Genomic DNA, 14,524 nt, shown 5'->3' with positions numbered 1-14,524 from the left:
GCTTACGAACGGATCCTAATTGCCCCGCGCCGCTGCGAGCGCGCCAGGCAGTTCCTCGGCAAAGATGTCGAGTTCGTGGTCGAGGCCGACACTGACACGGATGCAGCGGTCGAGCACCGGCACCATCGGCTTGCGGATGAACACGTCGCGCGACAGCAGGCCCTGCAGCACTTTCAGCGCGAAAGCGCCATCGCGGCCGCAATCGATGGTGACGAAGTTGGTCGCCGAAGCCAGCGGCTTCAGCCCGTTCTGCTCGGCGGTTGCCGCGATGCGTCGGCGGCCGGCCACGACCCGCGCCACCACGGTTTCGAGATAGTCCTGGTCGGCAAGCGCCTCGACACCGGCGATCTGCGCCATGCGGCTGACGCCGTAATGGTTGCGGATCTTCTCGAAGTCGCGGATGACTTCGGCCTCAGCAACGGCATAACCGCAGCGTATGCCGGCCAGCCCGTAGGCCTTCGAAAAGGTGCGCATGCGGATGACGTTCTTCCGTGAGATATCGATCGGCGGCATTGCCGAAGCCGGTCCGAGTTCGCCATAGGCCTCGTCGAGCACCAGCATGGTGGTTTCCGGCAGTGCCTCGATGAAGCGGATGAGTTCGCCCGCTTCCCACCAACTGCCCATCGGATTGTCGGGATTGGACAGGTAGACCAGCGGCGCCTTGTCCTTGCGGACCGCCGCGAGCAGGCCGTCCAGGCTTTCCCGATCGTTCTCATAGGGGACCGTGACTAGCCGCCCACCGACACCGGCAATATGGAAGTTGAAGGTCGGATAGGCGCCGAGCGAGGTCACCACGGCATCGCCTGCTGCCACATACATGCGTGCCACGAGGCTGAGCAGGCCGTCTATGCCTTCGCCGACAACCACGTTTTCGGCCCCCACGCCGAGATGCCCGGCAACGGCAACCTTGAGATCATGATTGTCGGGATCGCAATACATCCACATGTCGCGGGCAATTCCAGCCATGCGCTCTATAACGCGCGGCGAAGGCCCAAAACTGCTCTCATTGGCACCGATGCGGGCACGAAAGGCGCGGCCGCGCTCGCGCTCCTGTGCTTCGGGCCCGACAAACGGGACCGTCGACGGAAGTGCCGCGATGAGCGGCGTGAGGGGAGGGCGCTGGGGCATGGCGAAGGCTCGCTTGAAAAGGGCCTTCTTGCTAACGTGACCGGATAGCGGGCGCAAGTTCAGGATCGGAAGACAGAGCCTTCGGCAATGCAACAATACGCTGTCAGAGCGGTTAGGGGCGTAAGATTCGCCTGCGCCGACGTGCCTCCGATGCTAGATTCGGATGGAGTTTTTTGCTAACGACGGGCCATGAACTCTCGATTGCCCCCTGCTTGGTCCAAGCATCTCAAGGCCCAACCCGCGCAGAAGATCAACCTGCCGAAAGCCCAACCACCAAAAGTCGCCCTGTCCCTTACGCATGCTGACGACATGCTGTTGAGGCAGGCGCTCGAACTGCAGCAGGCCGAGCGGCTGCCTGAGGCCGAGGAACTTTGCCTCAGGGTTCTGGCGCGAACGCCCGAACATCCCCTGGCGCTGTACATACTGGGGACGCTGGGACTCGAGTTCGATAGCGAAAAGGCCTTGCGGTATTTCGCACGCGCGGTGGGAGCCGAGCCTCGCAACCCCTATTACCACCTTAGCTTGGGGGAAGCCTATCTCACGGTCAGCGAGTTTTCGGCAGCGATACGGCACATTCAGTACGCCTTGGCCATGAAGCCGGATCTGGTGGAGGCGCTTTGCGCCCTCGGCAACACCTACAATATGTTTAACAAGGGGGAGATGGCGCTGCCGCTCTTCGAGAAGGCGCTGAAACTCGCGCGAGATCATTCTTTGGCTCGGATGGGGCTGTCCCAAGCACTCGCAAGTCTCGGTCGTATGGACGAAGCCGCGGTTCATCTGAAAAAGGCAGTAGAGCGGCGCATCGAGGTGCCGGCTGCGTATAATGCGCTTGTACACACGCGCAAATACACGGAAGAGCCGCCGGAACTCGCGGCAATCCTGGCAGAGCTTCGAGACCCGAACCACGGGTCGGAGGGAGCGGCAGCGCTTCATCACGCGGCCGGGAAGGTGCTCAATGACATGCGTCGCTACAAGGAGGCGATGGACCACTTCAAAAAGGGAAATCAAGCCGCCGGTAATAAATTCGATCTGGAAAACTACCGTCGTTGGGTCGATGCCATGATCGAGACGTTCACGCCGGAACTGGTGGCTTCAACGGCCACCTATGGCAATCCCTCGGAGCTGCCTGTATTCGTCGTCGGCATGCCTCGCTCGGGCACGACGCTGACGGAGCAGATCTGTGCCAGCCATCCCGATGTTCATGGCGCCGGCGAGCTCAGCAAGCTTAGACGAATAGCCAATGGTATTGGCCTCGGAGACCGTTCCAAAGCGAATTTTGGCGAATCGATCGCGACGATTACTCCCGATCTGACCAGGACTTTGGCCGAGGAGCACCTAGCCTACCTGCGTGAGCGGGCTCCTGAGGCGCTTCGGATCGTCGACAAGATGCCTCACAATTTCGAGCTGATCGGTCTGATCGGCATTCTCTTCCCCAACGCTCGCATCATTCATTGCCGCCGCGATGCCATTGACAATTGCCTCTCCTGCTTCGTCCTGCAATTCAGTAAAGCGCACAGCTACAGCGCCGATCTTGAAACGCTGGGACTTTACTACAGGGAATATGATCGCTTGATGCGCCATTGGAGCAGGGTTTTCCCCGGACGTATTTTCGAAAATCGCTATGAGACTTTGATCGAAAATCAGGAGGAGCAGTCGCGCCGGCTCATCGATTATCTCGGATTGCCCTGGGACGATGCCTGCCTGCGCTTTTTTGACCGGGATGGCTCGGTAAATACCTACAGCCGCTGGCAGGTTCGTCAGCCGATCTACAAGTCGTCCGTCAAGCGATGGAAGAATTATGAGAACGAGATTCAGCCGTTGATACAGTCTCTGGGTGACCTTGCCGAGGCGTAAGCTGAATTCGCTCCAGCGGTAGTACGTCTATTCTCGAGCAATATGTCCGAGCGAAAAGACGGGCGAAAAGTATTCAAAAGCAATCCCGAGAGGTCCGGGGCGACCTCCTCGGGAGCTAACGCTTCCTTCGTCAGACTTCGCACTTACAATGCTGAATTCCATCGGCTGCGCTTGGCAATCCCAAAAAAAGAACCCGGCGGTTGCCCGCCGGGTTCCGATTTCGACGAAACGAAACCTGTTAGAACGAACGCTGGAAGCGGAGCATACCGCCGACGCTGTTCTTCTTGTCCGCACCAGTCCAGTTGAAATTGTCCGGATCGCCAAACTTGCCGTCGTGGGCATAGTCGACTTCGGCCGTGACCGTGAGGCCGGGGACGACGTCGTAGGCGACGTTAGCCGCGACACCCCAGTTCTTGTCATCGTCAGCCGACACCTGGAGGTTGAACGAGGTCTTCTCGTTGAACTTGTAGGTGCCACCGCCCCACACTGCCCAGTTGCCGCCCCACTGCTTGTAGAAGCCGCGTCCGCCGCGGAAGTCATTGAGGTTGTCGTCGGAACCATAGCCAGCCATGATGAACAGCGACAGTTCGTTCGTGGCGTTCACGTCCAAGCGAACCTTGCCGGCCCACTCTTCGTAGTTGCTGTCATACGAGGCAACGCCGGTGATGGCGCCCCAGCCCTGCGTGTACTTCACACCGCCGACGACATGCGGAACATAGCTGTCGATCGTATCGATGCCGGAACCTTCTTCGAGCGAGACCACGGCCGAGAAGCCATTGCCGGCATCGAAGTAGTACTGAACGACGTTGGTGTCGAAGTTACCGTAGGGAACCAGCGTATCCTGGATGACGTTGCCGGCGTAGCCGATGAACGTATCGAAAGCCGATTCGTCCTTACCGACGCGGAGGCCACCGAGCTGGATCCAGGCAAAATTCAGCGAAACGTCCTTGTTATGGGCGTCGTTGATGTAGCTACCCGTATCGGTCTGGAAGTTGCCGAAATTGAAGCGGGTCTCGGTGTAGGTCTTCAAGGTGCCGAGCTCGGTTTCCTGGCCGGTCCAGGTCTTCAGCGTGAAGCGGGCATTCTTGTAGTAAGTAGCGTTGTTGTCGCCAGGGGTCATGTGATCTGCGCTTCTCGCGCCATCGAACGAGCCGATGTCGCCGACGCCGATGTCGTAACGGACATAGCCGCCGATGCGCAGGCAGGTTTCGGTGCCGGGGATGTAGAAGTAGCCAGCGCCGTAGACGTCGCAGATCTTGACGTATTCAGCGGGTTCCGGCTCGGCGACAACGACGGCGTCGGCGGCGCGCGCACCGGAAACTGCGATCAGGGCCGCAGCGGAGCCGAGAAGAAGGCTCTTAATGTTCATTTTCTGACCTCCAGTCAAAAGTTAAAAAACGGGTCTGGGTATTCTTTGCTGAAGGACAGCGTTCCCTGCCCCATCCCCACTACCGAAAAAGATGCGCACCGCGCCGCTCCTTCGAAATCGACATTACTCATGAGGCGGCGGCGTTCAACCACGATCGTACCGGCGAAAGGGCTGTTCGGCTGCTATCCCCTGGCGTTGTTGCACAAATGACACGATTTGGCCTCACTCAGAAAGCTCTCGTTAACCATCCGCCCCTCCGCAACCCTTTGTTTGCGGGCGAATCCGGCAATCAGCCGACGGAATCATGGCGAGGCCTCGAGTCGCCAGCCGGGAAACTGCCGCAGAACCGCCGCATCCATGGAGAGCTGCGGTTCGGTGCGTTCTTATTTTTCCATATAATGATGCGGGCTTGTTGATTGTGCCGGCGCTTTTCTTTATCCAGCGGCGCAACGGAGAGGTGGCCGAGTGGTCGAAGGCGCTCCCCTGCTAAGGGAGTAGAGGTCAAAAGCTTCTCGTGGGTTCGAATCCCATCCTCTCCGCCACTCTTGCCTACCGCGATGGCGGCAAGGCAGAAATTATCTCACTAAAACAGATAGATAGCTAAAGCGGACGCGACCCCGGGCCGCGCAAAATGCACCCCAAACACCGCTGTTCTGTTCGATTCTGACTGGAGGTCAGAAAATGAACATTAAGAGCCTTCTTCTCGGCTCCGCTGCGGCCCTGATCGCAGTTTCCGGTGCGCGCGCCGCCGACGCCGTCGTTGTCGCCGAGCCGGAACCCGCTGAATACGTCAAGATCTGCGACGTCTACGGCGCTGGCTACTTCTACATCCCCGGCACCGAAACCTGCCTGCGCATCGGCGGCTATGTCCGTTACGATATGAGCGCTGGCCAGCAGGGTAGCTTCGACGGCGCCCGTACCTTCGACCGTATGACTGGCGAAAGCCAGGATACCTGGGGTAAGAACGCCCGCTTCACGCTGAAGACCTGGACCGGCCAGGAAACCGAGCTCGGCACCTTGAAGACCTACACCGAGACCCGCTTCAATTTCGGCAACGGTGGCGGTCCCTACGCTGGCAACACCACCGGTGAAGGCGTCAATCGGGTTTCGCTGAACTTCGCCTGGATCCAGCTCGGTGGCCTCCGCGTCGGTAAGGACGAATCGGCCTTCAACACGTTCATCGGCTACGCCGGCAACGTCATCCAGGATACCCTGGTTCCCTACGGCGACTTCGACACCAACGTTGTCCAGTATTACTTCGATGCCGGCAACGGCTTCTCGGCTGTGATCTCGGCTGAAGAAGGCTCTGGCTACGAGACCATCGACAGCTACGTCCCGCATATTGTCGGCGGCGTGAAGTACACCCAGGGCTGGGGCGCCATCACCGGCGTCGTTGCTTACAACAGCAATTGGGAAGAATGGGCTGGCAAGGTCCGCTTGGACGTGAATGCGACCAACGAACTGTCGCTGTTCATCATGGGTGGCTATGGCTCGGACGACAATACCACCTACAACTTCTACAAGCAGTGGGGCGGCAACTGGGCAGTGTGGGGCGGTGGCACCTACAAGTTCAACGAGAAGACCTCGTTCAACGTGCAGGTTTCCTATGATGAAGCGAAGGAATTCGGTCTCGCGGCGAACATCGCCTACGACATCGTTCCCGGCCTCACGATCACCGCCGAAGTCGATTGGGCTCACGCAACCAAGTTTGGTCAGAGCTGGACGGATATCCCGGCCGGCAAGAGCAATGCCGTCGGCGGTATCCTCCGCTTCCAGCGCTCCTTCTAAGGGCTGGTTCCATACAGGTGAAATCCAGCCCGGGCGCACAAACGCCCGGGCTGTTTTTGTTTCGTGACTGGGCTTGGGCAGACAGAAGGAAAAGGGGGCATCGGTAGCTGAATTGAATCTGCGATATGATTTCGTGGGATCCCCATCTGGCGGATGAAATCACAATCGTGTGATTCAAAACTCTTGAAAGGACGCCTCGATGTGGGCTAGGTCAGACCTATCCACTCGGGGGTGTGGCTCATAATGACAAACGAAGCGATTCAAGAGGGTAATCCCTCTGATCATTTTGCGGTGTTCTCTTCTCAAAATTCGAAGTTTAAATATACCTACAACAAGATACGAGAAGTAACGTCACATAGGGTTGGGGATCTTTTTTCAGCATATCGGGACATATTATGGGATGATGGGCGACATAAATACAATGTCAGCTCCTTCATCGGCGAGATAGATGAGATTCTCCTCGGGGAGCGTTTCAGCGCCTTTGACCAGAGTACCCTGGACAATCTTATCGGCACCTTGCGCCAGCGCGGCAACAGCAATGCAACCATCAATCGAAAGATGGCTGCCCTCAGCAAACTGCTGCGCAAGGCTCACAAGATGGGGGATATCCATAGCCTACCCGAGTTCCGCCGCCAGAAGGAGCGGGCGGGGCGGATTCGTTTCCTCGAGAGGGACGAAGAGGCCAGGCTGTTCGCAGCCATCAAGAGCCGCAGCGAGGATGCCTACAGGCTCTCGGTCTTCCTGGTCGATAGCGGATGCCGCCTCGGTGAGGCTCTGGGGCTGATCTGGAATGACATCCAGGAGCATCGCGTTAGTTTCTGGATCACCAAGTCCGGCCGCAGCCGCACCATTCCAATGACCGAACGGGTGAAGGAGGTCATCAAGCTGCCCGCCGCCGAAGGTCGCCGGCCCAAAGGTCCCTTCACCAAGCTCAGCCAGGCTCAGTTTCGTGCCATCTGGAATGACGCAAAGGCTGAGGTCGGCCTAGGCGCCGACGACCAGGTGGTGCCGCATATCTTGCGCCACACCTGTGCTTCGCGTCTTGTCCAGGGCGGCATCGATATCAGGCGTGTGCAGATGTGGCTCGGCCATCAGACGCTGTCGATGACCATGCGCTACGCGCATCTGGCCACGAATGACCTCGACGGCTGCGTCATTGTGCTGGAAACACCTCGAAGCAGCGGGTCCGACAGCGCGGCGGCAAAGCCCGGATCGTCTCCCTGCGCCGTGACGCAGGACAGAAAGAGCGAGCCGGTCGCGGCAAAGGCCAAGGTACGGAAAAGCGCGAAATCCCAATAGCATAGATATTTCGGCGCGCCCCTCGACCTGAGCTTGGTTGAGGGGCGCATTCGTTTTCGGCGGTGGCTGTGCCTGTTCTCAGCCCGCGGTCGTGCTGCGCTGCTCGGCATTGTCGAAGAACGTGGCGATCCTGTTTGGCAAGTCGCCGGTTTCAAGGAACGGGGCGTGCCCCTGACCCTCGACGGTGATCGTCTCCATCTGCGAATGGCGTTCTTGCATCTGCTTCAGCGTGTCTTCGGACAGTAGTCTCGAATTGGCGCCGCGGAGTGTGAGCAAGGGAATGGCCTGCAACGCCTCGAATTGCGGCCACAGGGCCGGGAGCGGCTGCGTCAGATCGAGGTTGGCAACAGTGTCGACCAGCTTCGGGTCGAAATCGGGCAGCAGCCCTTCATCAGTCTCGCGGTAAAGCGCCTCCACCATCCGTCTCCAGTCGGCGTCGGTGAGCGCGGGAAAATCCTGGCCGTGAACATCGCGCTGGCCATCCACCGCCGCAGCGAAAGTTTTCGGCTTTGGTGCGCGTTCAAGATAGGACTGGATGTGGGCAAGGCCGGCCAGCTCGATCACCGGCCCGATGTCGTTGAAAACAATGGCTTTCAGGACCGTCGGCCGCAGCGCGCCGAGAACATGGATGATCAGCCCGCCGCGCGAGGTGCCGATGAAGGCGGCTGCCTCAATTCCCAATGCCGTCAACCCAGCAAGAATGTCGCCGGCTTCGACGCCGACATTATAATGGCTGACATCGGGATCGTAGGCGGATTGCCCACGCCCGCGATAGTCGAAGGCAACCACCTTGCGCGGAGCCGTGGGCCGCGCCGAAAGATGGAGCGCCAATTCGTGAAAATCCCGGGCATTGCGGGTCAGGCCAGGTAGGCAGACCACCGGCCAATGGTCGGAATTTGCTTCACCATAGACGCGCGCATGAAGTTCTAGCCCATCCGGAGCGCTATGGAAAAAATCGGAAAAGCCTTCAGTGCTCGACATCTGGACGCGATTCCTTCCCGCCGCCGAATCTTCCCTGACTGCTACAGGCGAGGGCGAGGAGGGTCAAATAGGAGCTGGCTAGGAGAAGACGGCCAAATCTCCCCTAAGGGGGCGGCAGCTTCGGTGAAATCGCTCTCGATCCGGCTGCTTCGGTCAGCCACGCCCGTTCACAAGATCCCCAACAATGTCGTATTTGCCGGAAATACGCATCTTGTAGACCTCGTAATTCTCCATCACGCGTTGCACGTAACTTCTTGTTTCCGTGTAGGGAATCCGCTCGATCCAGTCGACGACCGCATCGATGTCCTTGCCGCGTGGGTCGCCGTATTTCGCCACCCATTGGCTTGCCCGGTTAGGGCCAGCATTGTAGCCGGCGAAGGTCAGCACATAGGAACCGTTGAAGCGGTCAAGCTGCTCGCCAAGAAAGGCCGAACCAAGCGTCGCGTTATAGCCGGCGTCGGTGGTCAGCCTTGTCTGCGAAAACTGTAACCCGGCCTTCTTCGCCAGTTGTTTGGCGGTCGCCGGCATCAGCTGCAGCAGCCCGCGCGCGCCCGCGCTCGACACGGCGCCAATGTTGAACTCGCTTTCCTGCCGGGCAATCGCATAGGCCAGCGCTTTGCCGGAGCCGGAGATATTGGCCGAATCGGGAATCACGCCGAGCGGATGCGACAGCGCGCCGACATCGATGCCGCGCGCGCCGGCGATCTTGCCGACCTTCAGCGCCATGAAATGGTTGCCTTGCTTTTCCGCGAGAACGGCCAGCAGCGCCAGTTCGCCTGGGCTGGTCAACTGCCCGGCTAGATCGCGATAGAGCGTTTCGGCATAGCGGTCGTAGCCGGCTTCCTGCAGCCGCTTGATGGCGCTGACGGCTTCGCGGCCGGCAAAATTCCGCCGGTCGGCGGTATCAGGTTGCGGGTAGACGATGTTGAGCGCCTGTCGGCCGACGCGTTCGGCGGCAAGCTGGCCGTAAAATGTCGTGCCATAGGCAGCGGCGCGCCCAAAATAGTCCTTGGCGTTGCCGGGGCCGCCGACTTCGGCGGCACGGCCGAGCCAGTAGTAGGCGCGCGACAGGGTCATTGGCCCCTGGGCGAGGTCGGCGATGCGCACGAAATGCGTTGCAGCAAGTTTGGGGTCGTTCAGGCCACGCAGCGCGTACCAGCCGGCGTGGAATTCGGCATCCGCCGCATTGGCGGCACTTTCGGCGGCATGCATGGCGACAATCCGGTACGCCGTCTTCATGTCTCCCTGGTCGACCAGTTCGCGCGACAACACCCGGCGCTCGACCCACCAAGCGTCCGGATCGACCAGCGCTTCACGATCGGTCGGCGCCTGCATCACGACAGAAGCGGCGCCGGCAAAATTCTCCTGCTTGCGCAGATATTCGGCCTGCGCGAAGAAATAGCCGGCCGAACGCTGGGCCATTGGCACTGCCTTCAGCAGTTTGGCGGTGTTCTTGTCGCCTCTGCCCGCCGCCGCCCAGGCGTCCGCGAGCTGTTCAGCGCCGGCGAGGCTGGCGAGACGTAGCGCGGAGCCAACCCGGTCGGCATAGAACATGCGCTCCATACGAAAACGGTGGTCGGCGGCCGGGATCAGGCCGCCGAATTCCTTGATCAGCGCCGTTTCGTCCTTGGCTTCCAGGATCGCGGTACGCCAGAACGGCGACAGCACCGAACGCGCCGCCTTGGCGTTGCCGGACGAGACATAGGCGCGGGCGAGAACCATCACGCCTTCGAATGTCTGCGGCTGGCTGCCGTCGAATGCCGGAATGACGATATCCGGGGCAGGGTTCTCGCGATAAAGCGCGCGCTCGCTGTTCTTGCGCAAGGCAACGGTGCCCGGCCAGTTGGGTAGCATCCTAGCGGCTGCGGCGATGTCGCCGCTCGGAACCTTGTCGCCGCCGTACAGCGCAATCGCCCACGCAAGGATGTGCTGGTCGAGCGAGTTGGCGGGAAGAGCATCACGCACGGCGCGGGCGCCGGGAATGTCGCCAGCCGCCAGCGCATCCAGCCCGCTCTTCAGTTGGGCGACGCTGGGCGAGGCATCCGGTTGCGCCCGGGCCTGCAGGCCCGGCGGAGGGATCGCCGAGGTGACCTGCACATCGACGCTGCCGCCGATCGCTATGCCCGGCAACAGCGCGAGCGTGGCGCCAAGCAGCGCGAAAAGGTGAGGCCGACTGGCCGGCATGATCTTGTGTCTTTCCTTGTCCTGGCATTCTACCAGCAGGCCGAGAGGCCTCGAAGCCTAGACTTAGGTCGTGAAGAGCCCGTAAACAAAAGGTTATCGAGGTCGCCCGAATTGCGCTTGCTGGCACCATGGCAATGCTTGCCGCGCAACAATGTCGAGACTATGGTGCGCCGCTTCGCTTTCGGCTAGAAGGCGCGCACGACAAAACACCGATGCATGTCGCCCCAAAAGTGGATACCGGTTTTGGGGAAGCGACATGCATAGACAAGAAGTCCCAGGGAGTTGGACGACATGCTGAGAGGCTCGCTTACCGCGCTCGTGACACCGTTCGAAAAGAGCGGGCGTTTCGACGAGAAAGCCTTTCGCGCGTTCGTCGAGTGGCAACTCGCCGAGGGCACGACAGGCCTGGTCCCGGTCGGCACCACCGGCGAGTCGCCGACGCTGTCGCATGACGAGCACCGCCATGTCGTCAAGGTCTGCATCGAGGTGGCCAGGGGCCGGGCACCGGTGGTCGCCGGCGCCGGTTCCAACAACACCGAGGAAGCGGTTGGGCTCGTGCAATATGCCGAGAAGGCAGGCGCCGATGCCGCCCTGGTCGTCACGCCCTACTACAACAAGCCGACGCAGCGCGGCCTCTACGAGCACTTCGCAGCCGTCGCCAGGGCGACCAAGCTGCCGATCATAATATACAACATCCCGCCGCGCTCGGTCATCGACATGACGCCGGAGACGATGGGCCGGCTGGCGCACGACTTCAAGAACATCGTCGGCGTCAAGGATGCCACCGGCAAGGTCGAGCGGGTTTCCGAGCAGCGCGCGACTTGCGGCAAGGAGTTCATCCAGCTTTCGGGCGAGGACGCTTCGGCGCTCGGCTTCAACGCGCATGGCGGCGTCGGCTGCATTTCGGTGACGTCGAACGTCGCGCCGCGGCTTTGCGCCGAGTTCCAGGAAGCGACGCTTTCCGGCGACAGCGTCAAGGCGCTGGAACTGCAGGACCGTCTGCTGCCGCTGCACAAGGCGATCTTTATGGATCCTGGCGTTTCCGGCGCGAAATACGCGCTGTCGAAGCTGGGCAAGGTCGAGAACGTGCTGCGTTTGCCGCTGGTCACCGTCGAGCAGTCGACGGCCGAAAAGATCGATGCGGCTATGAAGCACGCCGGCTTGATAAACTAGGGATGAGGCGCCACCTCTCCACATCATGAATCAAGTCAGAAAAGCCGATCCCAACAACAAGACCGTGGCGGAAAACCGCAAGGCGCGGTTTTCCTATGAGGTGCTCGACACGGTCGAGGCCGGCCTGGTGCTGACCGGCACCGAGGTCAAGTCGCTGCGCCAGGGCCAGGCCAACATCCAGGACAGCTATGCCTCGGTGGAAGGCGGCGAGATCTGGTTGATCAATTCCTATCTGCCGGAATATCTGCAGGCCAATCGCTTCAACCACGAGCCGCGCCGCCGCCGCAAACTGCTGCTTAACAAACGCGAGATGGCGAAATTGTCGCAGAGCGTCGATCGCGAAGGCATGACGCTGGTGCCACTAAAGATCTATTTCAACGACCAGGGCCGCGCCAAGATGCTGCTCGCCGTCGGGCGCGGCAAGAAGCTGCACGACAAACGCGAAAGCGAGAAGCAGCGTGACTGGTCTCGTGAGAAGGGCAGGCTCTTGAAGGAGCGCGGATAGGCTGGGGCCATTCGTTTGAAGAGCCGGATTATCCTTTTGAGCTTGGCCAGCCTAGTTCTGGCATGTTTGGTCGCCGCGTGCGGATATCTCTATTTCAGGGCATTCTCGCCGGACCGCGGCAAATATCCGGTCAGGGGCATTGACGTGTCCCATCATCAGGGCCGGATTGACTGGCGGCGCGTCGCCGCCGACGATGTCGCCTTCGCCGTTATCAAGGCGACAGAAGGCGGCGATCATGTCGACGACGCCTTCGCCACCAATCTGCGTGAGGCCCGCGCCGCCGGTCTTGCCGTCGGCGCCTATCATTTCTTCACCTTCTGCCGGCCGGGCGGCGATCAGGCACGCAATTTCATCTCGGTGGTGCCGCACGATCAGCCTTTGCTGCCTCCGGTTGTCGACATCGAGTTCGGCGGCAATTGCCCGCAGCGGCCAACGCCCGAGCAACTGAGTACCGAACTGGCCGCGTTCCTCGCACCTGTGGAGGCAGCGTTCGGCAAGCCGGCGATCGTCTACCTGACCGACGAGGCGGCAGAGGCCTATGCCGGTCGCATCGCTGCCCGGCCGCTGTGGCTTCGCTCATTGCTGTTGCAGCCAGTCCGCGACGACTGGGTCTACTGGCAGTACCACAACAGGGGACGTGTCGATGGCATCAATGGCGATGTCGATCTGAATGTGCTGCAGGGTGGTCCGGCGGTGTTGGCCGCGCTGGTTGCGCCGCCACGCTGATGAGCCCGCAGCCACCCGACTCTATTTCTGCAGGAACGCCGCGATCTCGCTGAAAACGCTGACGAACATTGCTTCGGTCAAGACACCGGTATTGGTATTGTAGCGCGAGCAATGGTAGCTCGAAAACAGGGTGATGCCGCCGGCCGGTTGCTGTCCGCCATGCTTGAACGGGTGGGCGGCGACGCGCCCGCCAAGCGCGCGCACGGTCGATTGATGCGCGATCGATCCCAGCGCCAGCACGGCGCGCAGGTTGGGAAACCGGGCGATCGTCGGCACCAGGAATGTCCGGCAGGTGGCGATCTCGGCACCCACCGGCTTGTTCTCCGGCGGCACGCAGCGCACCGCGTTGGTTATGGCCGCGCCGACAAGCTCAAGCCCGTCATCTGGCCGCGCCTTGAACGCACCGCGCGCGAAACCGTGCGAAATCAGAGTCGAGTAGAGCAGGTCGCCGGCAAAGTCGCCGGTGAAGGGCCGTCCGGTGCGGTTGGCTCCGCGCAGGCCGGGCGCCAGCCCGACGATCAGCAACTGGACCGCTGCTTCACCTTCCGGCGGCAGGAAGGTCGGCACCGGTGCATTGAACCAGGATGGTTCGCGCTGGCGCCATTCGGCGATGAAATCATGCAGCCTTGGGCAAAGCGGGCAGTCGCGGCCGGGTTCGGAAGGGGAAAGGGCGGTCAAGGCGACCGCCCTCAAAAGTCGTCCTCGTCGACTTCAGCCGGCTCGGGCCGCCGCACCGGCCGCTCGGACGGATCGCGGCCGACCTCGTTCTTCAGCGTCGTCAGGTCGATGAAATGGTCGGCCTGGCGGCGCAGATCGTCGGAGATCATCGGCGGTTGCGAGGCCATGGTCGAGACGATCGATACCTTGCGGCCGCGCCGCTGCAGCGCCTCGACCAGCGTGCGGAAGTCGCCGTCGCCGGAAAAGATGACATAGTGGTCGACGACATCGGCGAGCTCCAGCGCGTCGACCGTCAACTCGATGTCCATATTGCCCTTGATCTTGCGGCGGCCGGTCGAGTCGGTGAATTCCTTGGCCGGCTTGGTGACGACCTTGAAGCCGTTGTAGTCGAGCCAGTCGATCAACGGACGGATCGAGGAGTATTCCTGATCCTCGACCAGCGCCGTGTAGTAATAGGCGCGCAGCAAATAGCCGCGCTTCTGGAAGCTCGACAGAAGCTTGCGATAGTCGATGTCGAAGCCGAGCGCGCGCGACGTGGCGTAGAGATTGGCGCCGTCGATGAATAGGGCGATTTTTTCACGGGGATCGAACATGGAAAATAGTCCTTTTCGAAATAGGCGGCCGTCTAAACGAAATGCGATAGCGACTATCGGTCAGGCTCATAATAAACCGGCTGACCTGGCATCATTCGAGATACCCCCAGTTTCGTGGCAATCCAAGGGCGTGTTGTCGCACTGCAAGCAATTGTGATCGAGGCACGGAGCTCAGGGATGCTGCCTGATTTTGCAAAATCAGGTGTTTGAACGAGGGATTGGGTGCCTGGCGGCCCCGCCATTGCC

At 60.7% G+C, this 14,524-nt stretch carries 12 protein-coding genes and 1 tRNA gene; 7 read left to right on the top strand and 6 right to left on the bottom strand.

Features of this window, described 5'->3' with window-relative positions; genetic code table 11:
• Positions 1-15: 15 nt before the first annotated feature.
• Positions 16-1,128 carry a pyridoxal phosphate-dependent aminotransferase gene (locus tag AC56QP_RS05795; RefSeq protein ID WP_489860556.1) on the bottom strand — a complete coding sequence of 371 codons (1,113 nt, stop codon included), beginning with the start codon at positions 1,126-1,128 and terminating at the stop codon, positions 16-18.
• Positions 1,129-1,317: 189 nt separating this feature from the next.
• Here AC56QP_RS05795 and AC56QP_RS05790 point away from each other — a divergent pair, with 189 nt between their 5' ends.
• The gene (locus AC56QP_RS05790) at positions 1,318-2,982 is read left to right on the top strand and encodes a tetratricopeptide repeat-containing sulfotransferase family protein (RefSeq protein WP_489860557.1); all 1,665 of its coding nucleotides are present in this window, start codon (positions 1,318-1,320) and stop codon (positions 2,980-2,982) included.
• A gap of 238 nt (positions 2,983-3,220) precedes the next feature.
• Here the strand turns inward: AC56QP_RS05790 and AC56QP_RS05785 are convergent, their stop codons facing one another.
• Positions 3,221-4,351: a porin gene (locus tag AC56QP_RS05785; RefSeq protein WP_489860558.1), complete on the bottom strand. Its 1,131-nt coding sequence runs from the start codon at positions 4,349-4,351 to the stop codon at positions 3,221-3,223.
• A 451-nt stretch (positions 4,352-4,802) separates the two neighbouring features.
• Between AC56QP_RS05785 and AC56QP_RS05780 the strand changes: the two genes are divergently transcribed.
• From AC56QP_RS05780 to AC56QP_RS05770, 3 genes are all read left to right on the top strand, one after another.
• A tRNA-Ser gene (locus AC56QP_RS05780) sits at positions 4,803-4,893 on the top strand.
• 139 nt (positions 4,894-5,032) lie between these two features.
• Positions 5,033-6,139 (top strand): porin, encoded by a 1,107-nt coding sequence (locus AC56QP_RS05775; RefSeq protein ID WP_489860559.1) that lies wholly within the window; start codon positions 5,033-5,035, stop codon positions 6,137-6,139.
• 243 nt (positions 6,140-6,382) lie between these two features.
• Positions 6,383-7,438 (top strand): tyrosine-type recombinase/integrase, encoded by a 1,056-nt coding sequence (locus AC56QP_RS05770; RefSeq protein WP_497109025.1) that lies wholly within the window; start codon positions 6,383-6,385, stop codon positions 7,436-7,438.
• Positions 7,439-7,516: 78 nt separating this feature from the next.
• Here the strand turns inward: AC56QP_RS05770 and AC56QP_RS05765 are convergent, their stop codons facing one another.
• Both AC56QP_RS05765 and AC56QP_RS05760 read right to left on the bottom strand, forming a co-directional pair.
• The gene (locus tag AC56QP_RS05765) at positions 7,517-8,419 is read right to left on the bottom strand and encodes an alpha/beta fold hydrolase (RefSeq protein ID WP_489860561.1); all 903 of its coding nucleotides are present in this window, start codon (positions 8,417-8,419) and stop codon (positions 7,517-7,519) included.
• A 153-nt stretch (positions 8,420-8,572) separates the two neighbouring features.
• The gene (locus tag AC56QP_RS05760) at positions 8,573-10,603 is read right to left on the bottom strand and encodes a lytic transglycosylase domain-containing protein (RefSeq protein ID WP_489860562.1); all 2,031 of its coding nucleotides are present in this window, start codon (positions 10,601-10,603) and stop codon (positions 8,573-8,575) included.
• A 291-nt stretch (positions 10,604-10,894) separates the two neighbouring features.
• On the opposite strand from AC56QP_RS05760, the gene dapA reads away from it, so the two are divergent.
• From dapA to AC56QP_RS05745, 3 genes are all read left to right on the top strand, one after another.
• Complete coding sequence (gene dapA / locus AC56QP_RS05755) at positions 10,895-11,776, top strand: 4-hydroxy-tetrahydrodipicolinate synthase (RefSeq protein ID WP_489860563.1); 882 nt, start codon at positions 10,895-10,897, stop codon at positions 11,774-11,776.
• 25 nt (positions 11,777-11,801) lie between these two features.
• A complete protein-coding gene (smpB, locus tag AC56QP_RS05750; protein ID WP_256749577.1) occupies positions 11,802-12,281 on the top strand; it encodes an SsrA-binding protein SmpB in 480 nt (159 codons plus the stop codon).
• Between the two features lie 144 nt (positions 12,282-12,425).
• Positions 12,426-13,007 carry a glycoside hydrolase family 25 protein gene (locus AC56QP_RS05745; protein WP_489860564.1) on the top strand — a complete coding sequence of 194 codons (582 nt, stop codon included), beginning with the start codon at positions 12,426-12,428 and terminating at the stop codon, positions 13,005-13,007.
• 21 nt (positions 13,008-13,028) lie between these two features.
• Here AC56QP_RS05745 and AC56QP_RS05740 read toward each other — a convergent pair whose 3' ends face one another.
• Complete coding sequence (locus tag AC56QP_RS05740; protein WP_489860565.1) at positions 13,029-13,685, bottom strand: uracil-DNA glycosylase; 657 nt, start codon at positions 13,683-13,685, stop codon at positions 13,029-13,031.
• A gap of 11 nt (positions 13,686-13,696) precedes the next feature.
• The gene (locus AC56QP_RS05735; protein WP_091577098.1) at positions 13,697-14,278 is read right to left on the bottom strand and encodes a LabA-like NYN domain-containing protein; all 582 of its coding nucleotides are present in this window, start codon (positions 14,276-14,278) and stop codon (positions 13,697-13,699) included.
• Between the last annotated feature and the right edge of the window lie 246 nt (positions 14,279-14,524).

The organism is Mesorhizobium sp. RCAM 05104, assembly GCF_059683645.1.
This window is presented reverse-complemented; position numbering and strand designations above follow the sequence as displayed.